General features: G+C 28.8%; 24 protein-coding genes. 23 read left to right on the top strand and 1 reads right to left on the bottom strand.

From position 1 onward, the window contains the following. Positions 1 to 22: 22 nt before the first annotated feature. Positions 23 to 1,411, top strand: coding sequence for a putative cysteine peptidase (locus ACWXVK_RS00200; protein WP_456016821.1), 1,389 nt, complete (start codon positions 23 to 25; stop codon positions 1,409 to 1,411). 249 nt (positions 1,412 to 1,660) lie between these two features. On the opposite strand, the gene ACWXVK_RS00195 is transcribed toward ACWXVK_RS00200, so the two are convergent. Continuing rightward, positions 1,661 to 1,972, bottom strand: a complete 312-nt coding sequence (locus ACWXVK_RS00195) for a hypothetical protein (protein ID WP_438340403.1) — start codon at positions 1,970 to 1,972, stop codon at positions 1,661 to 1,663. Positions 1,973 to 2,368: 396 nt separating this feature from the next. On the opposite strand from ACWXVK_RS00195, the gene ACWXVK_RS00190 reads away from it, so the two are divergent. The 22 genes from ACWXVK_RS00190 (at position 2,369) to dnaK (ending at position 23,313) form a co-directional block, all read left to right on the top strand. Continuing rightward, on the top strand, positions 2,369 to 3,118 hold the full coding sequence (locus tag ACWXVK_RS00190) for a DNA-processing protein DprA (RefSeq protein WP_438340402.1): 750 nt from the start codon (positions 2,369 to 2,371) through the stop codon (positions 3,116 to 3,118). A 109-nt stretch (positions 3,119 to 3,227) separates the two neighbouring features. Beyond that, positions 3,228 to 3,944: a purine-nucleoside phosphorylase gene (gene deoD / locus ACWXVK_RS00185; RefSeq protein ID WP_438340401.1), complete on the top strand. Its 717-nt coding sequence runs from the start codon at positions 3,228 to 3,230 to the stop codon at positions 3,942 to 3,944. Next, positions 3,944 to 5,239, top strand: a complete 1,296-nt coding sequence (locus tag ACWXVK_RS00180) for a thymidine phosphorylase (protein ID WP_456016819.1) — start codon at positions 3,944 to 3,946, stop codon at positions 5,237 to 5,239. The genes deoD and ACWXVK_RS00180 overlap by 1 nt, the downstream gene beginning before the upstream one ends. Before the next feature lie 28 nt (positions 5,240 to 5,267). Then, on the top strand, positions 5,268 to 5,930 hold the full coding sequence (gene deoC / locus ACWXVK_RS00175) for a deoxyribose-phosphate aldolase (protein WP_438340399.1): 663 nt from the start codon (positions 5,268 to 5,270) through the stop codon (positions 5,928 to 5,930). 32 nt (positions 5,931 to 5,962) lie between these two features. Next, the gene (gene upp / locus ACWXVK_RS00170; protein ID WP_438340398.1) at positions 5,963 to 6,589 is read left to right on the top strand and encodes a uracil phosphoribosyltransferase; all 627 of its coding nucleotides are present in this window, start codon (positions 5,963 to 5,965) and stop codon (positions 6,587 to 6,589) included. Positions 6,590 to 6,673: 84 nt separating this feature from the next. Beyond that, positions 6,674 to 7,630 (top strand): HAD-IIB family hydrolase, encoded by a 957-nt coding sequence (locus ACWXVK_RS00165; protein WP_438340397.1) that lies wholly within the window; start codon positions 6,674 to 6,676, stop codon positions 7,628 to 7,630. Position 7,631: 1 nt separating this feature from the next. Continuing rightward, the gene (locus ACWXVK_RS00160; RefSeq protein ID WP_456016818.1) at positions 7,632 to 8,330 is read left to right on the top strand and encodes a ribonuclease HIII; all 699 of its coding nucleotides are present in this window, start codon (positions 7,632 to 7,634) and stop codon (positions 8,328 to 8,330) included. 166 nt (positions 8,331 to 8,496) lie between these two features. Next, positions 8,497 to 8,925, top strand: a complete 429-nt coding sequence (gene rpsF / locus ACWXVK_RS00155; RefSeq protein WP_456013488.1) for a 30S ribosomal protein S6 — start codon at positions 8,497 to 8,499, stop codon at positions 8,923 to 8,925. A gap of 29 nt (positions 8,926 to 8,954) precedes the next feature. Then, entirely contained in the window at positions 8,955 to 9,419 is a 465-nt protein-coding gene (locus ACWXVK_RS00150) for a single-stranded DNA-binding protein (RefSeq protein ID WP_438340394.1), read from the top strand. Between the two features lie 15 nt (positions 9,420 to 9,434). After that, positions 9,435 to 9,749, top strand: a complete 315-nt coding sequence (gene rpsR, locus ACWXVK_RS00145; RefSeq protein ID WP_438340393.1) for a 30S ribosomal protein S18 — start codon at positions 9,435 to 9,437, stop codon at positions 9,747 to 9,749. A gap of 128 nt (positions 9,750 to 9,877) precedes the next feature. Then, positions 9,878 to 11,092, top strand: coding sequence for an AAA family ATPase (locus ACWXVK_RS00140; protein WP_456016817.1), 1,215 nt, complete (start codon positions 9,878 to 9,880; stop codon positions 11,090 to 11,092). Then, a complete protein-coding gene (gene pheS, locus ACWXVK_RS00135; protein WP_438340391.1) occupies positions 11,085 to 12,023 on the top strand; it encodes a phenylalanine--tRNA ligase subunit alpha in 939 nt (312 codons plus the stop codon). The genes ACWXVK_RS00140 and pheS overlap by 8 nt, the downstream gene beginning before the upstream one ends. A gap of 20 nt (positions 12,024 to 12,043) precedes the next feature. Continuing rightward, on the top strand, positions 12,044 to 14,221 hold the full coding sequence (locus ACWXVK_RS00130; protein ID WP_456016815.1) for a phenylalanine--tRNA ligase subunit beta: 2,178 nt from the start codon (positions 12,044 to 12,046) through the stop codon (positions 14,219 to 14,221). 96 nt (positions 14,222 to 14,317) lie between these two features. Next, on the top strand, positions 14,318 to 15,316 hold the full coding sequence (gene recA, locus ACWXVK_RS00125; RefSeq protein WP_456016814.1) for a recombinase RecA: 999 nt from the start codon (positions 14,318 to 14,320) through the stop codon (positions 15,314 to 15,316). A 75-nt stretch (positions 15,317 to 15,391) separates the two neighbouring features. Then, positions 15,392 to 16,198, top strand: a complete 807-nt coding sequence (locus ACWXVK_RS00120; RefSeq protein ID WP_456012608.1) for a TIGR00282 family metallophosphoesterase — start codon at positions 15,392 to 15,394, stop codon at positions 16,196 to 16,198. Beyond that, positions 16,198 to 16,629, top strand: coding sequence for a transcription antitermination factor NusB (locus ACWXVK_RS00115; RefSeq protein WP_438340387.1), 432 nt, complete (start codon positions 16,198 to 16,200; stop codon positions 16,627 to 16,629). The genes ACWXVK_RS00120 and ACWXVK_RS00115 overlap by 1 nt, the downstream gene beginning before the upstream one ends. Before the next feature lies 1 nt (position 16,630). Next, positions 16,631 to 17,377 carry a TlyA family RNA methyltransferase gene (locus tag ACWXVK_RS00110; RefSeq protein WP_455994818.1) on the top strand — a complete coding sequence of 249 codons (747 nt, stop codon included), beginning with the start codon at positions 16,631 to 16,633 and terminating at the stop codon, positions 17,375 to 17,377. Continuing rightward, positions 17,370 to 18,545, top strand: a complete 1,176-nt coding sequence (locus ACWXVK_RS00105; RefSeq protein WP_456016812.1) for an aminotransferase class V-fold PLP-dependent enzyme — start codon at positions 17,370 to 17,372, stop codon at positions 18,543 to 18,545. The genes ACWXVK_RS00110 and ACWXVK_RS00105 overlap by 8 nt, the downstream gene beginning before the upstream one ends. After that, on the top strand, positions 18,532 to 18,957 hold the full coding sequence (locus ACWXVK_RS00100; protein ID WP_444704830.1) for an iron-sulfur cluster assembly scaffold protein: 426 nt from the start codon (positions 18,532 to 18,534) through the stop codon (positions 18,955 to 18,957). The genes ACWXVK_RS00105 and ACWXVK_RS00100 overlap by 14 nt, the downstream gene beginning before the upstream one ends. Beyond that, positions 18,950 to 20,197: a Y-family DNA polymerase gene (locus tag ACWXVK_RS00095; RefSeq protein WP_456016810.1), complete on the top strand. Its 1,248-nt coding sequence runs from the start codon at positions 18,950 to 18,952 to the stop codon at positions 20,195 to 20,197. Before ACWXVK_RS00100 ends, ACWXVK_RS00095 begins: the two co-directional genes overlap by 8 nt. Continuing rightward, on the top strand, positions 20,198 to 21,301 hold the full coding sequence (locus ACWXVK_RS00090) for a nicotinate-nucleotide adenylyltransferase (protein ID WP_456016808.1): 1,104 nt from the start codon (positions 20,198 to 20,200) through the stop codon (positions 21,299 to 21,301). Between the two features lie 212 nt (positions 21,302 to 21,513). Next, on the top strand, positions 21,514 to 23,313 hold the full coding sequence (gene dnaK / locus ACWXVK_RS00085) for a molecular chaperone DnaK (protein WP_456016806.1): 1,800 nt from the start codon (positions 21,514 to 21,516) through the stop codon (positions 23,311 to 23,313). Positions 23,314 to 23,383 lie beyond the last annotated feature (70 nt).

Below are 23,383 nucleotides of genomic sequence, written 5' to 3'. Positions count from 1 at the left end.
TGGATGTTAAAAAGGAACAATTATGAAAAGAATGAAATTATTATTACCTATACTAACTATAATGCCTCTATTTGTCATATCGGCTAAAATTTCTAATGATCAATTTCAGAGTGATGAAGAGAAACAACGTTTTTATGTTTTGTACGATTACATAAAGCTTACGGGTAGACAAAATACTAAAATAGTTAGAGAGTTTGATGTCGTGAGTAACCGTATCCCCAATTTTTTAACTGGTAAAATGTATTGATTTAATGATAAAGGTTATTCTGTTATTAGCAATAAAACCAAGAAAATTTATGAAGTAAATCCAGATTTGAAATTCGATAATTTTTATCTAAGAGAAGCCAGACAATTAGAATATCTTGGAAACGGTGGTTTTAATGAAACTATTATTATAGAACCTAAGGAAAAAATATTACCTCATGAAAGAGAAAGAGATCCTAACAATCTTATTTCTTCGGAATATATCCACTTTAAAAAAAGCAATTATATTGAAGTAAAAAATGCTAAAACGGAAAAAGAATTTAAAAAATATAAAATTAATAAGGAAAAAAACGGACTTATTTATGCTGACCATGAGGTTGCTAATTCGTGGTGATTTAAGGTAGCTGATTATAATAATTATGGCTTAAATAGTGAAGAAAATTCATTTATTCCAAACGATAATGATGAATTTCAATATTATAAGAAGTTTCCTTCATATTACACCAAAAGTGAACAATATTTAAAAAAATCTAATGGTGGAATTTGCGGTTATGTAGCTATTAATATGTTAATTTTATATAATGAATTATTTGAATCTTCAGGATATTATAACAGTTGAGAAAGAAAAACTTTTTTAAGGATTCCGAATGGTTCATTTAATTCATACAATGATTTAAAGACTAATTTAAATTATGCTCTAATTCCTCAATTAGATAGTAATTTTTTGAAATATTTATATCAAAAAACATGGTTTGGTGGCGGTGTTAATTATTGATGACAGGCAAAATATATTGCAGAATCAATATTAAATAACAAATGATATAACTCTAAAATTAATTATTCATATTGAGGTGACTATATCTTTGGCCAACCCTGGTCAACAATTGTAGATTATAAGAGGCCAACTGCCTTGGCGGGATTTTATACAGGGGTATCTCAAGATGACGGCGATAAGAAATTATGAAAAAGTGGGCATGTAATTGTTGCGTATGGTGCATATGAGGATGGAAGATTTTTGTGTAACTATGGATGAGACAAAAATTATTCGCAAATGATAATATCAAAAAATCATGTTGCTGGAGATTATAATTTTGTAATAAATAATAAGAAAAGAGATAAATTAGAAAAAATGTTTAATTATAATGGAGTTAAATATGATGGGAATGAAATGAATTTTTTACTAAAAGAAAAGGGGTATATTAAATAATGAGTAAAAAGAAGAAAATAATTATTGCTATTGTAACTATTTTGGTTATTGCTTACATTATATTTGTAATATTTGGTTTTGCTTCATCATTAGAAAGAAGATATACAGAATATAAATAATGGAAAATAAAAACAATTCTAAATCAAAATGAATAGCAATACTAACCATTTATACAATATTTGTAGTTTTATTTTTTATTATAACACTTCTATATACGCAGTATTTTTTGGATTATGAAGCCCGGCAATCTTATCCTCAAGTCATTAAACATGAGGAAGCAGTAGCAATATTTTGATATAGTGGATTTAGAGCCACAATTTTAGTTTTAGGGATAATATTAATCACATTTTCCGTTATCTTATATATATGTTTTAAATCAAAAATAAAAACTATATCTAAAACGAACACTATAATAATTAATATATTATTTGCAATTAACATAATTTTATTATCGATATCAGTTATACTAGATGCAACCTTACTCAATGCAATTGATGTTCTTTTATGAAAACTAAAAAGCAATAAACCGACTGAATTCTTAAATCCAAAGCACAAAGCCATTTCGATAATTTATTATGAAAATCTAGAAGTATTAGAAGCATTTCTATTTCTATCATCATCATTATTTGTAATTTTATCGTTCTTTAAAATTTACTATTTTGCAAGCGTAATTCATAAAAATTATTTATTAAAACAACATTAGAATAGAAACTACAAAAATGATTTGAAATACACTAGAATAGGCAAAGATAAATATTATAACGTCATTTAAGTATACTTTTTGTTGTGTTATTAGCGAAATTTTAGATAAAAATTGGAGATGTATTTTATATAGCATATGGAATTTCATCTTTTTATAAAAAAGGCATTTTTGTGTCTTTTTATTTTCTCTGTTTTTTCCCAATTTGATTGAAGAAATCATCTTCTTAGCATATTATGTTTATATGTGGAGGACGAATGAACGAAATACTATTATATTTTATATTTAAATACAAAGGTGATTGAAACGATGTTTATAAGGCAATAAAAAATAAGGAAGAAATTAAAGAAGAAGAATTTGATACATTTAAATTTAAAATTCATGAGAAAAATAAAAAATTTATAACTATTTTAGATGATGAATACCCTAAACAACTTTTAAATATAACTAAGCCACCATTTGTGTTATTTTATGAAGGAAATCTTAATATCTTAAAACAAAGCAATAGGCAACAATGCATCTACTTAACAGGATCATATGAAACAAAAAATATAATTGAATATATAGAAAAATACAAAAATGACAATGATAGCGTGTTTATTAATTTATATTGGACTGGATTAGAGCAAAAAATCCTAAAAACATTTTTGAAGCGTAATTTTAAGGTTATTATATTGCTTCCATGTGGAATTGAATATGCTAAAAACAATTTAAATTTAAAAGAATTTTTAAATGATAACTGTTTAATTATATCCGAATATCCTAGTGAATATCACATAACTAAAAATGCATTTTATAGTAGACAAAGAATTAACGCTTGTTTATGTCAAAAGATAATTTTGCTTTCTTCATTGGAAAAAAAATATAACGGAACAATTAATGAGTTTCTTGACCAAGGTAAAGATGTGCAATGCTTACTCTTTAGAGATCATTTAAGTGAAGATCAAAATATTGATTTAATTAATGAGGGGGCTACACTTATAAATGATAATAATCAAATTTGTTAGGACTTTTATATATCATAAAGATAATTAAAAACTAATTTTGTAATAAAATTTTTAATGTAATTAAAAATATGGAAATATATAAGAAAAAAATAAGAAAAAAGGAGATTTTATGACACCTCATATAAATGCTAAAGAAAATGCGTTTGCAAAGTTAGTTTTAATGCCTGGTGATCCCTTGAGAGCTAAGTATATAGCTGATAATTACTTAGAAAATGTTGAATTAGTTTCTAATGTAAGAAATGTCTTAATGTATACTGGTTTTTATCAAGGAAACAAAGTTTCTGTGTGCGCTTCCGGGATGGGTGTTCCATCAATCGGAATTTATGCATATGAACTATTTAAAGAATATGGTGTTGAAGCAATCGTTAGAATTGGTTCAGCAGGATCGTTTAAAGCAGAATTAAAAAATTATGAAATCGTTCTTGCATCATCTGCATATAGCGAAAGTACAGCTTTTAGAAGTTCAATTATTAAAGGAGATAAAAATAATATCGCAATACCAAGTCATGACTTGAATGAATTGATCTTAGATTATGCTAAAAAGTTGGGAATGGATGTTCATTTTGAAAGAATCTTAAGTGAAGATGCATTTTATACAGAAAAAACTATTAGCGAAAGAATTGAAACATCTGGTGGTGCGGTTTGTGCAGAAATGGAAGCATATGGTTTATTTACTGTTGCTGAAAGATTAAACAAAAAAGCTGCAACATTGTTAACAATTTCTGATAATCTAGTTACAAATGAATTTACAACTAGTGAAGAAAGACAAAATTCATTTAATGGAATGATGAAAATTGCTCTTGCACTTGCTAAGGATTTTCAATAATGAGAATAATTGATATCATAAATAAGAAGGCTAATAGAGAAGAATTAACAAAGGAAGAATTAGAATTCTTTGTTGAAAACTATGTTAATGGAAATATTCCTGACTACCAAGCTTCAGCCCTTCTTATGGCAATTCGTTTAAATTCATTAAATGAAACAGAAACATCGTATCTAACTAATGCAATGATAAATTCGGGTGACACAATTGATTGGTCATATTTAAATACAACTATTGTTGACAAGCACTCAACGGGCGGAGTTGGAGATAAGGTAAGTATTGTGTTATGTCCAATACTAGCGGCGCTTGGTCTTACAGTTGCTAAAATGTCTGGCCGTGGCCTAGGACACACTGGCGGAACATTGGATAAACTTGAATCAATTTCCGGATATACGATATCTCTAACGGACAATCAATTTAAGACTGTTGTTGAAAAACATCACATTGCAGTAGTGGGACAAAACGAGAAACTAGTTCCAGCAGATAAAAAGATTTATGCACTACGCGATGTTACAGGCACTGTGGAATCCATACCCTTAATTGCTTCATCAATTATGTCTAAAAAGCTAGCAACAGGTTCAAATTGTATACTTTTAGATGTTAAATGTGGTAATGGGGCATTTATGAAAAATATTGATCAAGCTGAAAAACTTGGTAAATTAATGATTGAAATAGGTAAAAAATTAAACAAAAAGATTGCAGTTGAAATTACAAATATGGAGAAACCTCTTGGCCGTGCTATTGGTAATAAAATTGAAATTCTCGAAGCAGTGGATACTTTAAAAGGTATGGGTCCTAAAGATTTTACCGAAATTATATATTCATCGGGTGCTACATTGCTTACTATTTCAAATAATGCTAAAGATGAGCAACATGCCAGAGCAATGATTAAAGAAGTTATCGCTAATGGTAAAGCATTGCAAAAATTCAATGAATGAATTAAAGCGCAAAACGGAAATGTTGATGAAGTTTATGAATCTAATTGATTTAATCCAACATATAAGTTTGAAATCATTTCACAAAATGAAGGATATCTAAAAATTAATTCAGCTATTGAATTTGGATTAGTGGCCATGAAACTTGGCGCTGGAAGAAGCAAAAAAGAGGATAATATTGATTTTGATGCTGGTGTTTATTTAAATAAAACAACAAATGATTTTGTTAAAAAAGGTGATGTTTTATTTACTTTATATTCATCTAAACCAATCGATGAAAAGCTATCTAATGATTTAATAGATAAAATTGAGTTTGGTTCAAAACCTTTTGAAACCAAAGAAGTTCTAACTAAATTAATGTAATTAAAAAACAAAAAATAGGAGAAAAAAAATGCTAAATAAGTTAATTGATCATACCTTCCTTGGTCAAGCAGGAACAACAAAAGATATAGATAAATTAATAGAAGAGGCTAAAAAATATGACTTTAAATCTGTTTGTATAGCGCCTTCTTATGTTAAATACGCAAAAGAACAATTAAAAAATACTGATGTCTTAATTTGCACAGTTATTGGTTTCCCATTAGGATATAACGTTGCAAGTGTTAAAGTTTTTGAAACAAAAATCGCTCTTGAACACGGCGCAGATGAAATTGATATGGTTATGAATGTTGGGCGTTTTAAAGACAAACAATATGAATATGTTCTTAATGAAATTAAAGCAATTAAAGAAGTTTGTGGTAATAAAGTTTTAAAAGTAATTATTGAAACAGCACTACTAACAAATGAAGAAATTGCTAAAGCAACTGAAATAGTATTACAATCAGGTGCTGATTTTATTAAAACGTCAACTGGTTTTTCATATAGAGGAGCAAGTTTTGAAGATATTAAAATTATGAAGGAAGTCGCTAAGGATAATTTATTAATTAAAGCATCTGGTGGAATCAAATCACAGGATGATGCATTAAAAATGGTTGAATTAGGCGCTAATAGACTAGGTACCTCAAAATCAGTTACAATTATCGAAGGTAAAGTAGATAATAGTTCAAATTACTAGTTAAAAATTTAACAAATAAGTAAGGACAAAATATGGTAAAAATTTTTCAACACCCTCTTATCAATGCTAAGTTGACAAAGATGAGAGACGAAAACACCACTCATAATGAGTTTAGGCAAAATCTTAATGAAATAGCATCTTTAATGGTTTATGAAATGTTAAGAGATTATCAAACTAAGCCGTTAGAGGTCAAAACACCAACAGGTTCAATTTTTCATGGCGAGCAATTGGATAAGGAGATTGTTATTATTCCTATATTGCGTGCTGGTCTTGGTATGGTTAATGGTATATTAGATTTAGTACCACAAGCTCGAGTTGGTCATATTGGAATGTATCGTATCGAGGAAACCACACAAGTAGTTGAGTATTTTTTTAAAATTCCTAATGTTGAGAAAGATAGCTATGTAATTATTGTTGACCCAATGTTGGCAACAGGTTCATCGGCTTGCGATGCTATTAGTAGATTAAAAAAACAAGGTTTTATAAACATTAAACTTATATGTTTGGTTGGTGTTGAACAAGGGATTAACAAGGTTAATATTGAGCATCCTGATGTAGATATTTATTTAGCTTCAAAAGATGAAGAATTAAATGAAAATAACTATATTCTTCCTGGTTTAGGAGATGCTGGTGACCGTATTTTTGGAACAAAGAAATAGAAAGAGAGACTATGTGTCTCATTTTCTATTTTCTACCTTATTTTTAAAGAAAATAAATATTTAAATTTTGAAGAAAGGAAAAAAATGGCTTTTAATAAAGAATCAAATAATAGAAGATTTTTATTTGCTCTTGATCTTGATGGTACATTGTTAGCAGATTCTGGTGCTGGAACTATTCACCCTAAAACAGAAGAAGCAATCAAGAGAGCTATTAAGGAAGGACATATTGTATCTATCATAACTGGTAGACCATGAAGAAGCACAATGCCGGTTTATCAAAAACTTGGATTAAACGCTATTGTGGGTAATTATAATGGAGCTCATATACATAATCCTGCAGATCCATTCTTTATACCAACAATAACATATCTTGATTTGAATGAGGTTTTATACATTTTAGGTGATCAAAAAGTTAAAAAAGAAATTTCAAATTATGCTATTGAAGGGCCGGACTGAGTTCAATTAATGCATAGAGATCCGAACCTAGAGAAGGTCTTTGGTTTTAATCAAGCTACAAAATTCCGCGAATCAATAAATTTGGAAAAATTACCCTTAAAACCAACAGGAATAGTTTTTGATTGTCAACCTACAACTGATGTTCTTGATTTATTAACATATTTAAAAAGAAGATATGGAGATCTTGGCGAATTTTCATCTTGATCAAAAGGTGAAGGATTAAGCCCTGTTTTTGATATTACATCTATTGGAGTTGATAAAGGTAAGGTTATTTCTTTAATGATGAGATATTACAACATTGATATTGACGATACCATTGTAATGGGAGATTCATATAACGATCTGAGCATGTATGAAATCGGTAATGTGGGAGTTTGCCCTGCGAACGCTGAGCAAGCAATTAAGAAGGTTTCGACAGTTGTGATGCCTCAAACAAATAAAGAAGGAGCTGTTGGATACTTTATTGATGAATTCTTAGATAATCCAGATAAATATATTGAAATGGCTAAGAACCTAAAAAATGAATCAAAGAAGAATTTAAAAACTGTAAAAGCCGATAATTTTTATAATAAAGACGAAAAATAATATGATGACAAAAGATTCTGATTATATTGGCGTTGATGAAACAGGAGTAGGCGATTATTTTGCTCCTATTGTTTCAGTTGCTTGTTTTATTCCGGAAGAAAATATTCAATTAATTAAAAATCTTGGCGTTAAGGATAGTAAAAAACTTAGTGATTCTAAGATAATGGGGATTGCTGAATACATTATTAAAAATAATGTTGTTTTGTTTAAGGATACAACAATGAGTCAGAAGGGTTATAATAACTTGATTAAGTTTGGAATTAATAATAATGCAGTTAAAACTCTTATTCATATTAATTCAATTGATAGATTGCAGAATATTGTAAAAAATAATAAAAAAGTTGTTATTGACCAATATACAACATTGAATAAGTTCAATGAGCATATAGCAAACCTTTATAATAAGAATCTTATCAAGAAGAATATTTTTGAGAGAATTAGTTTGGTACAAGAAACAAAAGCTGAGGATAAATTTTTATCCGTGGCTTGCGCTTCCATTTTAGCAAGATATATTCTTCTTAAAAAGATGGAAGCTCAAAAAGCTAATTATGATGGCTTTGATTTTATACTTGGAGCAAGCGATTTGGTTATTAAACAAGGAGTTAGTTTTGTGAAGAAATTTGGGATTTCTGAGTTATATAACGTCGCAAAGTTTCAATTTAAAACAACAAAGAAAATTCTTGAAGAACTAGAAAAATAACTGTGTTTTGTGTAACTTAACCATAAAATTTATATATTGAAAAAATCCCTATATTTTCTAGTAAAATAATTAGGTTAAAATATTTTAATTTTAAAAAATTATTAACAAAAGGGTGAGACTCCTTGGCCAAAATATAAAGGCCCAAAAGTCCAAAAGGAGAACTATAATGTCAAAATATGAAATTATGATTCTAGTTAACCCTACATCAACAGAAGAAAGTGTTAAGGATTTAATATTCTCAGTATTAGATGAAAAAAACACAAAATTCGAAAGATTAGAGAGAACTGAATTAGCGTATCCAATTAACAAATTAACACGTGCAACATATTTCTTGATTTTAACAAGTGCACAACCTGAATTAATAAAAGAATTAACAAGAAAATTTAATATTGATAAGTCAATTATTAGATCATTAATTATTAATTTAAATTCAGAAAAAGGATTGAAGCCAAGAAAACAAAGAAGATTTACAAAAAGAAATTTTGAAAATAGAAGATCATTTGATAAAAATGAAAACAAAGAAGCAACATCAAATGATAGAAGAAATGAACAAAGAAGACCATACATTAAAAAACAACAACCAGTGGCTAAATAGTTAATTTTATTTTATTGGAGGCAAAAGTTATGAACAAAGTTATTTTAGTCGGAAGACTAGCTTCAAAGCCATATAAGGGGATTACTGCTTCAAGCGTTGAATATTCAAGGTTTACAATCGTTGTAACTAGAACATATTCGACGCCTAACTCTGAACCTGTTGCGGATTTTATTCCATGCGTAGCGTGAAGAAGCAATGCATCATTTATTAACAAATTTTTAGATAAAGGGTCGTTGATGCTAGTTGAGGGAACTTTCCAATCAACAAGAACAACTGATCAAAATGGTCAATTAATTAATAATTATGTTGTTAGTGCTGATAAAATACAATCTCTTGAATCGCGAGAAGTTACTGAGGCTAGAAGAAAAAATAATTTTAAAGAGTTTAGCATTTCCAATGAAGAAAATAACAAGGTTCCAACTAGTGAACAAGCATCTACGGAACATACAAGTGATGTTGATGATGCCATAGATGGTTTGAGTTGAGACTTTTAAATAAAGGAGAAAAAAATGGCGAGAATTGTTCGTAAGAAATTATTCGTTCGTAAACGTCCATGTCAATTTTGTTCAAATAAATTACCTGTTGCTTATGTTGATTATAAAAATGAAGAACTATTATCAAAATTAGTAAATCTACAAGGAAGAATTATATCTTCAAGAATAACTGGAACATGTGCTAAACACCAAAGAGCGGTAGCATTGGCAATCAAAAGAGCAAGATTAGTTGCTATTTTGCCTTATATTGGTCCAGTTAAAAAAGAATTTGTTAAGAAGGAAGCAACCCCAAAACCAGTGGTTGATACTACAACACAGGAAACAAAATAAATTTATTTTATAAATAAGTGCACACGAAAGTGTGCGCTTTTTTAATGGCTAAATTGAATGAGAGTTGCTTTTAAAACACCATCATAGAATATTCTTATAGTTTTTTAATTTCAATTATAATTAGTAATATGAAATTAAACCTATCTAATCAGTTGCGCCCTAATAATTTAGATGATTTTGTTTGTTCAAAAATTAAAAGAAACCTTTTCAATTCTATAATCAAAAATAAAGACCTTTCTTCATTCATTTTTTATGGTAAACCAGGTTGTGGCAAAACTACAATAGCTTCAATTCTTGCTAATCAAATGAATGTTAATTATGATTTTTTTAATGCTGCTATTGATAAGAAGGATGATTTACTTAAAAAAATCAAAAATAACGACATTTTAATAATTGATGAGCTGCATAGATTGAATAAAGATAAACAAGATATTTTGTTGCCTTACTTAGAAGACGGTTTTATTACCATTTATGCCACAACTACTGAGAATCCTTATTTTAAAATACAACCAGCATTGCGTTCAAGAACTCATATTATTGAAATGGATTTTCCAACGCAACAAGATATTAAAAAAAGACTACAACAGATATCTATACAAATGCAATTCGACTGATTAAAAAATGTTGAAATACAAGATTTTATTGCCACACAGGCTAACGGCGATTTTCGAGGAGCCATAAATATTGTTGATCTTATAAGTAAACTTAGCACAAGTGATAATATTACATTGGGAAAAATTAAAGAGTTGGTCCCCTCAATAAATTTTGCAAGTGATAATAATGCCGATAATCATTATGATTTGCTAAGTGCTTTTCATAAGTCATTGCGAGGTTCCGATCCTGATGCTGCTTTGTATTGAGGGCTATTAATTTTAAAAACTGGAGACACTAGCGATTTATTTCGTCGAATGTTATGCGCTGCTTATGAAGATGTTGGGTTAGCAAATCCAATGGTCGGCCCACAAACGCTAGCAGCAATCGAAAGTTTCGAGCGATTAGGATTACCAGAAGGTTATTTGCCGATTGGTTTTGCGATTCTTAATATTTCTTTGAGTCCCAAATCAAACTCAGGATATCTTGCTATACAACAAACTAAAAAAATATTGGAACGTAATTTAATTTATCAGCCTCCTTACTATCTTAAGGAATTTAATTTGTCTGAAAGTTTTAAAAAAGAGAAATATAAGTATCCTCATGATTATCCTTATCATTGAGTCCAGCAACAATATCTGCCTAATGAATTGATAAATTTAAAGACATATGAATATCAAGGCCAAGGTTGAGAAAAGAAAGTTAAACAATACTGAGAAATAGTTAAAAAAAAGGAGAACAATAATGTTTAATTTGGATAAAATCAATAATTTAGAAGACTTAAAAAATATTAAAAATCAATTTAATAATTCTCCTGAATTAAAACAATTAATGGAGCAATTAAAAACAGCTTCTAAGGAATTAAAACCAGAAATAGGTAAAAAAATTCAAGAATTAAAAAAACAAGCAGAAGACTTTTTTGATATAGCAAAGGATAAACTTAATAATTTAGAAATCCAAAAACAACTAGAAAAAGATTTTGTGGATTATGCCACTCCTGTTGAAAACGAAGGTTCAATTCATCCCGTTAATCTTGTTTCTCAAAAATTTAGAGAGTGGCTTTTATTTAATGGTTATATTGAGCTAAGTTATTCTGAAATTGAAAATGATAGATATAATTTCGAGAATTTAAACATTCCTGCATCACACCCAGCGCGAGAAATGCAGGATTCCTTATATTTAAATAATAATGAGCTTTTAAGAACACATAATACAGGAATAAGCGCTCGTGCACTTGAGAAATTTGCTAATAAGGAATTTTCACAGTTTGCCATTGGTAAGGTTTATAGAAATGATGAAGAAGATAAAACACATACTCACCAATTTACACAACTTGATTTAGTGAGCGTGGGTAATGTTTCCTTTGCGTCATTAATGTATACATTGAAAGAAATGCTTTCTTATGTACTTGAGGAAGACATAAAAATTAGGCTTCGTCCATCATATTTTCCATTTACAGAACCTAGTGTTGAGGTTGATATTTTTTTCAAAAATAGATGAATTGAGGTTTTGGGGGCAGGCATGTTAAATGATAAAGTTTTAAAATCTGCTGGTTATACTAATATGATGAACGGGTTTGCAGCTGGCATTGGAATTGAGAGAATTACAATGATTAAATATGGTATTGAAGACATTCGAGAGTTATATACCAATGATAAAAGATTTTTAAATCAATTTAAATAGAGGTTTAAGGAGTTAAGAATATGATTTTTTCATTTAAAACATTATGTAGACTAGCTAATTTACAAACTCATACTATCGAGGATGTTGTTGAAGCAATAAATTCAATTGGTTTTGAAGTGGAACAATATTATAAATTCAGTGATGTTGAAGGTATAAAAATATGTCATGTTACAAATACATACAAGAATCCTCAAGCCGACCGTTTAACAGTGTGCGAGGTTGAATATAGTGACGGACATAAAGCTATTATTCAAACAACTGCAACCAATATGAAAAAAGGTCAGTATGTTCTTTCTTTTGTTCCTGGTTCGAGAAGTAAAGAAATTATCTTTGCTCCAAGAAAAATGAAAGGCATTACTTCGGAAGGTATGTTTGTGAGTTTGGATGAATTAGGTTTTAATTCGAATGTAATTCCAGAGGAATTTGGCAATCAAATATTTCAATTAGATAAAATAGATTTAAATATCGACCCAATAACCTATTTTGATTTAGATGATTATATGATTGAAGTTTCAATTCTTTCTAACCGTGCTGATGCGCAATGTTATCTTGTTATGGCTAGAGAATTAGCGGCATTTTTTGATACCGAGATAAAATGACCAAAAAAGGCAAACCCTAACTTGATTTCTTCATTTGAGGTCAAAAAGTTAAATGATACTCATTCTTTTTCATTGATTGAAGCGTCTAATAGTAATTTAAGATGTTCATTACAAGAACAAATGCTATTATGAAGACATAACATTAAAACATTTAATAATGCTGTAGACCTTACCAACTTAGTGCTTTTATTTGCCGGCGTCCCATGTCATATTTATAATAAAGAAGACCTGCAATCAAATGTGTTTAATGTTGATTATTATAGCGGTAAGCTAAATATTTTAGGTAATAAAGAAGTTGAATTAAAAAATGCACTTTGTGTATTTAATAATGAAACGCCTATATCTATTGCTGCTACTATAGGTTTAGAACAATATCAATTTAAGAAAGAATCTCAAAAGGTTATATTTGAACTTGCTTCGTTTAATATTATGAGTGTTAGAAAAAATGCTAAGCAAATCAAATTAAATACAAATTCATCAATGCGTGCAAGCCGTGAGATATCGGATGGCTCTTTGATTTTGGCTTATAATTTTTTAGCTCAATATTTAACTGATTACTCGCATCAAATCAATGTTTCCAAAACCCACAAGAAGAGCATCTTAATAGATAAATCATATTTGAATAAATGCGCAGGGTTTTCAATTAATAAAACTAAAAAGTTTAATGATGTAATGAAAAAAATATCTAAACTTGATTTTAAATTTAAAAATGATGAATCAGTTGTTGTTTTTCCAACTTATCGCTATGATTTAAATACTTTGCAAGATTTCGTTGAGGAGGTCTTTAGATTTTATGGTTATGATAATTTTCCACTAAAACAACCTAAAATAACAAGATTAAATTATGATATTAACAACGTTTATGAATACTATAGAACATTAGCAAATAAAAATTATTCAAATGTTAGAACATATACACTAATAAAACCTGAGGACAACATTTTCGATCCTTTTAATATCAGAGAAATTTTGAATGCAGTGGATGCAAAAAATTATGATCACTCGCAGGTTCGTCTATCATTTATTCATAGTTTGAATGAGGTTGCTATTCATAATGAGAAACAAGGTTTTAAAAAAGGGTCTTATTTTGATATCGGAATGATCGGGCGCAAAATGAATATTTTGGGTCTTTGTTCAAATATTAAATCATTTGCTGAAATTAAACAAGATGTTATGTCATTGACTAATAAACAATTAGAGTTTAAAAAAACACATAGCACAATTTTTCATCCCAACGCATCATGTGTTATTTATCTAGGGTCAGAAATGATTGGATATATAGCTAAAATTCATCCCCAAATTATTAACTCAGATTATATTTTTGCAGAAATAATGCTTGATAAATTATTAAATGATTCTAATACTTTTATTAATTATCGACATGAACCTATAAAAACAAGGGATATTACTTTTGAACTAAATAAACACGAAACTGTTGAAGAAATCATTGAAAAAATTAAGTCAATAAATGGCATTTATTCATACAAAATTATTGATACTTTTTATAAAAATAATGATACTAAAAATGTTACATTTTCCTTTTTAATTGAGGATTGAGCAATTAAAAAACTTGAGCAAGTTTTTGCTGTTTCTAAATAATTCAAATTTATATTTTTTTCATCTGTTTTCGCTATTTTTTCCTAAAATACCCTACTTTAAAAGCGAGTATTGCAAAATATTAGTGGAGGCAAAAATATGAATGAAACAAACACAAAAAAGGTTGTTAATATTGATCAAATTTTGAAGGAAATTGAAAAAGAATTTGGTAAGGAATCAATTATGTTATTAGGAGAAGAACCTAACATAATTCCAGAAACTTTTAGTTCCGGTTCTTTAAACATTGATAATATTCTCGGAATTGGTGGATGACCAAGAGGCAGAATTGTTGAGATATTTGGTCCTGAAAGCAGTGGAAAAACTACATTAGCATTACATGCAATTGCCGAAATTCATAAGAATGGCGGTATTGCTGCTTTTATTGATGCTGAACATTCTATTGACCCAATATATGCTAAAAACCTTGGCGTCGATATTAAAAATTTAATTCTAGCTCAACCAAATTCTGGTGAAGAGGCATTAGAAATAGCTGACAGATTAGCCAAAACCGGTGCAGTCGATTTGATTGTTATTGATTCAGTGGCTGCATTAGTTCCGGAAGTTGAACTAAATGGCGAAATGCGAGACCAAACAATTGGTGCTCAAGCTCGATTAATGTCGAAAGCATTAAGAAAAATTACCGGTACATTATCTAAAAATAAAACAACGATTATATTTCTTAATCAAATAAGGGAAAAAATTGGAGTGTTGTTTGGCAATCCAGAAACTACAACTGGCGGTAAGGCGCTTAAGTTCTATTCCTCGATTAGGCTTGAGGTAAGAAAGTCACAAAATATAACTAGCAACGGTGATATAACGGGGAATCAAATTAAATGTAAGGTTGTTAAGAATAAATTAGCCCCACCATACAAAAGTGCACAAATTGAAATTGTATTTTCAAAAGGTGTATCAAGGGTTAATGAGATTATTCAATTAGCAGAGGAATTTATGATTATTTCTCGTAAAGGTTCATGATATAACTATAATGGCCAAAATATTGCCCAAGGTCAAATTAATTTATCGCTATTGTTACAAACAAATAATGAACTCTATAGTGAAATTTATAATCAGGTCATTGAAAAATTAAACAATGTCTAATGTTTATTAACAATGTGTTTACTTATAAAGACTTGTTTAACCTAAAAAACGTTAAATTATATATAATTTAAAACTATGAAAAAAGAGAATATAAACATTTTATTTCTTGGTGATATATTTGGAAACCCAGGTATTGATTTTGTTATAAAGAATTTAGACAAAATTATTAAAGACGAGAATATAGACTTTGTAATAGCACAATCTGAAAATGTTTCTGGTAGAAAGGGCTTTATTCCTGAACATTACTTTCAATTAAAAAATGCGGGGGTTAATGCCTTTACATTGGGTAACCACGTTTGAGCTAAACATGAAATAATGGATATAATTGATAATAATGACTTAATTAGACCTGTTAACATAGATCAAGGCTATCCAGGTTCAGGTGTTAGACTATTTGATGTTAAAGGGAATAAAATTGCTGTTATATCATTTATGGGGATAACTTTTAACCCCCTATTGCAACCTTGGAAACAAGAGGTTGCAAATAACTTTTTTGATAAGTTTGATGAGGTATACAGCTTATATAAAGCTGATTATTATATAGTTGATTTTCATGCTGAAACAACATCAGAGAAATCTGTTTTTGGTTTGTATGTTGATGGAAAGGCTGATGCACTTATCGGTACCCATACACATATTCAAACAAATGATGCTAAAATTCTCCCACATGGAACATATTATTTAACTGACGCCGGAATGTGTGGCCCAAGGGATTGCGCTATTGGTTCTAATTTTGAAGAAGTTTATCAAAAAATGAGATATGACGCAAGATTGCCATTTAAAGTATCAAACAATAAGTGTCAGTTTAATGGTGTAGTTTTTACGCTAACTAAAAATAAAGATAAAAAAATGATTAAATTAATAAATTTCTTGGAGAAGTAATGAAAGAAAAAAAACAAATAAGCATGAAAGGCAATTTTCTAGTTAAAAAGTATAATTATCGGAAAAACATCATTTTTTATCTTTATCAATCAGAACTATTTAGTGTGCATTTAGATACGAGCGTTATTGTTAATAATCCTCTAAATGAAATAAATCCTTGTGAAATACAAGCGTTGCAAATAATAGAGTCAAAATATGAAACCTTAAAAAAAATTATTGAGAAGTTTATACTAGAAACATGGGAGTGGGAGCGAATTAGCCCATTAATTAGAGCAATATTAATATTTGGTGTTTATGAACTAACTTACAATGATAGTAGCGTAGTGATATATGAATTGGTTAATATTACTAAGCTTTTTTCACCTGGCAATGATTATAAATTTGTTAATAAAATTCTCGATAAAATTTCTAAACAAATAATTAATAAATAATATGAAAAAAACCTTGAAACAGTTAATAAAGGAAAAATTTTTATTGGATGAAAAAACCATCGATTCTTTAGCAATGCAAGGAAGGATAATTGTAAATAATGAAAAAGTTTTTTACCCAACATTAAGATTTAGTGATGATTGTGTTATTACCATTAAACAAAAAAAGGATAATTATGTTTCACGTGGGGCATACAAATTGAAAGAAGCAATTAAGGAATATGGTATTAACGTGGAGGATAAAGTTTGTTTAGATATTGGCTCTTCAACAGGTGGATTTGTTCAAGTATTATTAGAAAACAAAGCAAGAAAGGTTTATGCTCTTGATTCAGGCACAAACCAATTAGCTTTTTCTTTAAGAATAAATGATAAGGTCGTTGTATATGAAAAGACAAACCTTAAGGTAATAAATAATAATTTATTCGGTGAGGATATAAACTTAGTGACTTGCGATGTTTCTTTCATAAGTTTAAAATATGTTTTTGAGGTTTGCAATAGGACCTTTGGTAATGGTGTTTTATTAGTTGCTTTAATTAAACCTCAATTTGAAGCAAGCAGCAAATATGTTGAACCTGGTGGATATGTTCCTAAACAACATCATGAATATATAATTAATAAAGTGATTAATATGGCTAGGGAAAATAATTTTATATTACTAAAGCCTATTATTGAGAGCCCAATCCGTGGGGAGAAGTCAAAAAATATTGAATATCTTTCTTTTTTTGTTAAACAGGAGAAAAAAAATGACTAATGAACAAAGAGAAAAAATTTTTCCTATGTTTAAAAATAATCCTAATATTATCTATTTAGATAACGCTGCCTTAACATTTAAGCCTAGTGTAGTGATAAAAAAAGGGATGGAATTTTATGAAAAGTATTCAATTTCAACTCGTACTGCTGATTCGAAACTAGGAATAAAATTAAACAGTGATCTACAAAGAATTAGACGTGATGTTGCTATGTTTATTAATGCTGATCCTGAAGAGATAATTTTTACTTCGGGTACAACTGAAAGTTTAAATTTGGTGGCGCAGATGCTTTCAAAGGTTGTAGAGAGTGGTGAAATATTATTTACTTATTTTAACCATTCTTCTGCAATTGTTCCCTTTCTTGAAAATTTTAGTATTAAAAATATAAGATTTAGATATTGTTTTGACGGTGAGGACATTATAAAATCTATTAATAAAAATACACGAATTATTGTTTTACCTCAATTAACAAATAATTTTCAAATAAATCTTGATATTGAGAAAATATACTCACTTTGTAGAGAAAATAACATTATTTTAATAAACGATGCAGCCCAAGCTATTGTACATAGTAATGTTGATTTTCGCTATTGCGATGTTATTGCATTTTCTGGCAATAAATTATATGGTCCAACTGGGACTGGAATATTAGCTATAAAAAATAATATTTTAAAAAATCTTAGACCTTCAAAATGGGGTGGTGGTCAGGTGCAAAATATTTTAGAATCAAATAATTGAGTAATGAGAAATTCATCTTCTAAGTGAGAACCTGGCACACCAAATTTTGCTGGCATTATCCAATTAGGAAAGGCAATTGAGTTTTTTAAAAGTTTTAATGTTACAGAATTATTTAAATATGAGAAAGAAATTGCGATATATGCCTATGAGAAATTGCAAACTTTGCCTAATGTTTTAATTGATTCTAAAAAAGGCGATACGATAATTTTGTTTAATATTAGAGGCGTTCCGGCCCAGGATGTCGCATCATATCTAGGGAACAGAAATATTTATGTGAGATCTGGTGCTTTTTGCGCTTATAAATTTAAAGATACAAACAAATATTGTAGTTCATATGTAAGAATATCGTTAGCAATGTATAACAATAAAGGGGATATTGATAAATTAATTAAGGAATTAAAAAATGGGGGTAATTTTATTGAAATCATTTAGTACCCAAGAAAAACAACAAATAATATTTAATTCTTATTCTGAACCAAAGCACAGTTTATCTATTCCAAGAGGAAATGGTATAAAAGAACATTCAAGAGTTTGCGTTGATGATATAGAGCTAAATTTACTATTTGAAAATGATAAATTAATTGATGCAAAGTATTATGCAACCGGATGTGCTATCTTTATTTCAAGTGTGGAATTGATGATTGATCAAGTTTTAAATAAAGATAAGAGCGAAATTTTATGTATTCTGGAAGAGTACTTTAAATTAATTAACAGAGAAGAACAAATAGATATAAATATTGATTTAGGTAAATTGTTGGTATTTGAAAATGTTAAGGTTCATCTTAATCGCTTAGAATGTGCCTCAATAGTTTATCGCGCTTTTAAAAAGGGATTAAATGGCTAAGGTTATATTTCATATTGATATGGATGCATTCTTTGTAAGTTGCGAGAGATCAAAGAATGAAAATTTAAAAAACAAACCAGTGGTAATTGCTTTGAATTCAAAGAGAGCAATCATTTCTGCTATGTCTTATGAAGTAAAAAAACAAGGCTTTAAAAGTGGAGATCCCCTTTTTAAAGTAAGAGATAAGATTAAGGATTTAATTGTTATTTCACCTCATTATCAACTTTATTCTTTAATGTCTAAAAAAATTTTTAATTTTATAAAAACAAACTACTCTAATATGTTGGAAGTTTATTCAATTGATGAATGTTACTTAGATGTTACTAATAATATTAAAAAGAATGGCAATGCGATAGATTTTGCTAGAAAAATACAAAATGATATCCTTAATGTATTTGACATTCCCTGCTCAATAGGTATTTCTTATACAAAATTTTTAGCAAAAATGTCTACAAACAAGGCAAAACCATTTGGTATTTTGGAAACAAAAAAGGAAGATATTAAAAAACATTTTTATGATTTAGGTGTTGAAAAAATTTTTGGTATTGGTAAAGCTAATTCGAAAAAAATAATTAGTTATAACATTAAGACTTGAGCAGATTTAGTAAATTGTGATAATGATATTTTTTTAAGAAGCGTTTTTGGCAAAAATTATTTTAAACTTGTTGAAAATTTAAAGGGAATTAATACAGGGATTGATCATATATTTTATAGCGATGCTAAAAGTATAAGTAATAGCAAAACATTTATTACTGACGACTCTAGTGATAGACTTTTTTTGCTTAATGAATTAAAGAAAATTACTCAAAATGTATGTCTTAGAGCGAGTGACGCAAATTTAGAGGCTAAACAAGTTTCTGTTATGCTAAGACGTCAAAATAAGATATGGATTTCAAAAAACAAAAGCATTTCAACTTGAACTAGCAACTTTGATTTGATATGAAAAAATGTTGAATTGATTTTTGATTCTTTGTGAGATGAAGAGCCACTTCGTGGTTTGGGGGTAAGTATTGGTAATTTAAGGACAATTTTTAATTCTGATTCTTCATTTGATATACTTTCTAGCGATTCAAAAAATATGGTTGAAAAAATAATTAATGAACAAAATTTTATAAATGGTAATAATTTATTAAAAACTTTATATCAATATAGCATGGAAAAAAATATCAATACAGACAATATAAAATTTCTAAGAAAGAATTCGAAGACAAAAAACAAGAGAATTAGTTTGGAGGATTAAATGAAAATAGGAATATATGGTGGTAGTTTTAATCCAATTCATAAAGGCCATATTAGCTTAGCAAAATTCGCAATAAATGAGCTTTCATTAGATAGGTTATATTTTGTGCCCACTAATAAAAACCCCTTTAAGAATAGTAGTGAGTATGTTGCTAATAACCATCGCATTAATATGATCAATATGGTCTTGGAAGATAAAATGTTTTTGTCTGAGTTTGAAACCAATAGAAAAGGTAATTCATACACAATTGATACAATAAATTATTTTAGAAGCAAATTCCCTAATGATGAACTTTATTTATTTATTGGCACTGATAATGTACCCATGTTAAATAAATGAAAAAAAATTGATGAGATTGCTAATAAAGTAAAAATTTGTGCATTTAACCGCGGTAATAAGTTTTCAAAAGTTAATGCGAAGAAATTTAATGTAAGAATTTTGAACAATACTATTTATAATTTTTCTTCAACAAAATATAGAAAAGGTGATTTTTCGCAAGTAGAAGACAGAGTACAAAAATACATCGGTGAAAATTTTTTATATTTTGAGGAAATTGCTAAAAATCTAATCTTTGATATTAAAGATAAAGAAAAGCAATTTAGATATTTTCACTTAAAATGGACGGCAGAATTTGCTATAAAGCTTGCAAAATTAAATAATTATAAAATAAAAAATGCTTACCAAGCGGGTTATGCTCATGATATAACCAAGAATTGGAATGAACAAGATGCATATGATTTTTTGGAAAAATACGGATTTAGTCGAACAAATTTGGAGCCATATAAATTGCATCAAACCACAGCTTTTTTTTGGTTAAGAGATGTTTATAAATATAATAATTCGGAAGTTCTCTCAGCAATTAAAAAGCATACTTCATTAGATATAGAATTATCGTTGCTTGATAAGATTCTTTATGTTGCTGATAAGATAAGTCAAGGTCGTAGATGAGAAGGAATAGAAAAAATAAGACAACTAAGCTTTCAAAATTTTGATAAAGCATTTTCATATATTGTTTCAAGGTGTGCAAAATATGAATCTGATGTTAGAGGCCATTGCTTCAGTGAGGAGCAAAAAGAAATATATAAAAAATGAGGTGAAAATTAAAACCTCATTTTTTATATATCCAAGGTTTTTAGAGATAACAAATCAATTAGCAATAATTCGCAAATCAATGAAATTTAATAATAAAAATAAAAATTAGCACTCATTTTATTAAAGTGCTAAAAAATATGGTACAATTATTTTATAAATTATTGAAAGATGATTTAAATATGTAAAAATCTTAATCTTAAATTTAAAAAAAGGAGATAAAGAATATGACAAAAGAAGTTATTTTAGGAATTGACCTTGGTACAACTAACTCTGTGGTTTCGATTGTTGAAAACGGAACTCCTAAGGTTTTAGAAAATCCAAATGGTAAGAGAACTACCCCATCTGTTGTTGCCTTTAAAAACGGCGAAACAATAATTGGTGAGAGTGCAAAAAGACAATTAGAGACAAATCCAGATAGTATTGCCTCAATTAAAAGATTAATGGGTGGTTCAAAAACTGTTAAAGCAAATCAAAAAGATTATAAACCTGAGGAAATTAGTGCCTTAATTCTTTCATATATGAAAGAGTATGCGCAAAAGAAAATTGGGAGCGCAGTTAAAAAAGCAGTTATTACAGTTCCAGCGTATTTTGATAATGCGCAACGTGAAGCAACTAAAAATGCCGGTATTATTGCAGGCCTAGATGTTGTTAGAATTATCAATGAACCAACTGCAGCAGCATTAGCATTTGGGTTAGATAAGTCAAAAGATGAAAATCACAAAATATTAGTATTTGACCTTGGGGGCGGTACTTTTGACGTTTCTATTCTTGAAATGGAAAATGGAACATTTGAAGTGTTATCAACCTCTGGCGATAATCATTTAGGTGGTGACGATTGAGACCACAAAATTGTTGATTGACTAATTAAAGAAATAAGCAATAAGTATAAATATGATGCTAGAAATGATAAGATGGCAATGGCTAGATTGAAAGAAGAAGCAGAAAGAGCAAAAATTTCACTTTCAGAATCATTGGTTGCAAACATTTCACTTCCATTTTTAGCTATGAATGAAAATGGTCCAATTAATGTTGAATTAGAGCTAAAAAGATCAGAATTTGAGGCAATGACTTCGGACTTATTAGAAAAAACTAAAAAGCCATTGCTTGATGCATTAAATGAAGCAAAATTAAATTGAAATGATATTACCGAAGTTTTATTGGTTGGTGGTTCAACAAGAATGCCAGCTGTTCAAAAAATAGTTTCTGATATTACTGGCAAAAAACCAAATAATTCAATTAATCCTGATGAGGTAGTTAGTGTTGGCGCCGCTATTCAGGGTGCAGTTCTTGCTGGCGATATTCAAGATGTTCTATTGCTTGATGTTACTCCGTTGACCCTAGGTATTGTTGTTGAGGGAGATATTGTCGCACCCTTAATCCCAAGAAATACTACTATTCCTGTAACAAGAAGTCAAATCTTTTCAACTGCCGCAGATAATCAAACCTCTGTATCGATTGTTGTTACACAAGGTGAAAGACAAATGGCACAAGATAATAAATTTTTGGGAAGATTTGATCTTAACGGAATAAGCCCTGCACCAAGAGGAGTACCACAAATTGAAGTAAGTTTTTCAATTGATGTTAATGGTATTACCAAGGTTACAGCCAAAGATAAAAAGACAAATCAAGAACAAAGCATTACTATTCAAAATACATCTTCATTATCGAAGGAAGATGTTGAAAAAATGGTGCAAGAAGCCGAACTTAATAGAGAAGCTGATCAGAAAAAACGTCGCGAAATTGAATTGACTGTTAGAGCAGAACAATTAATTCATCAAATTGACAAAACTCTTGAATCAGAAGAAGCTAAAAAAATAGAGGAATCACAACTTTCTGAAATTAAAAAGGTTAAGGAAGATATCCAAAAAGAATTGAATGATAAAAATTATGATGAATTAGAAAAGAAAATAAATGATTTTGAACAAAAAATGTCTCAAGCTATGGAGTTCATAAAGAAGCAACAACAGCAACAACAACAAAATACGACCCCACAAACAGATGAGAATAATACTGAAATGAACTAATTTATAATATATTAAAAACCACTTATCAGTGGTTTTTTAATTACATTTTTATTTAAAAAATTGCATTAAA

The sequence above is a fragment of the Mycoplasma sp. 3398 genome (assembly GCF_053851555.1).
Note: the sequence above shows the minus strand (reverse complement) of the source record. Positions and strands in the feature narration are given on the sequence as shown.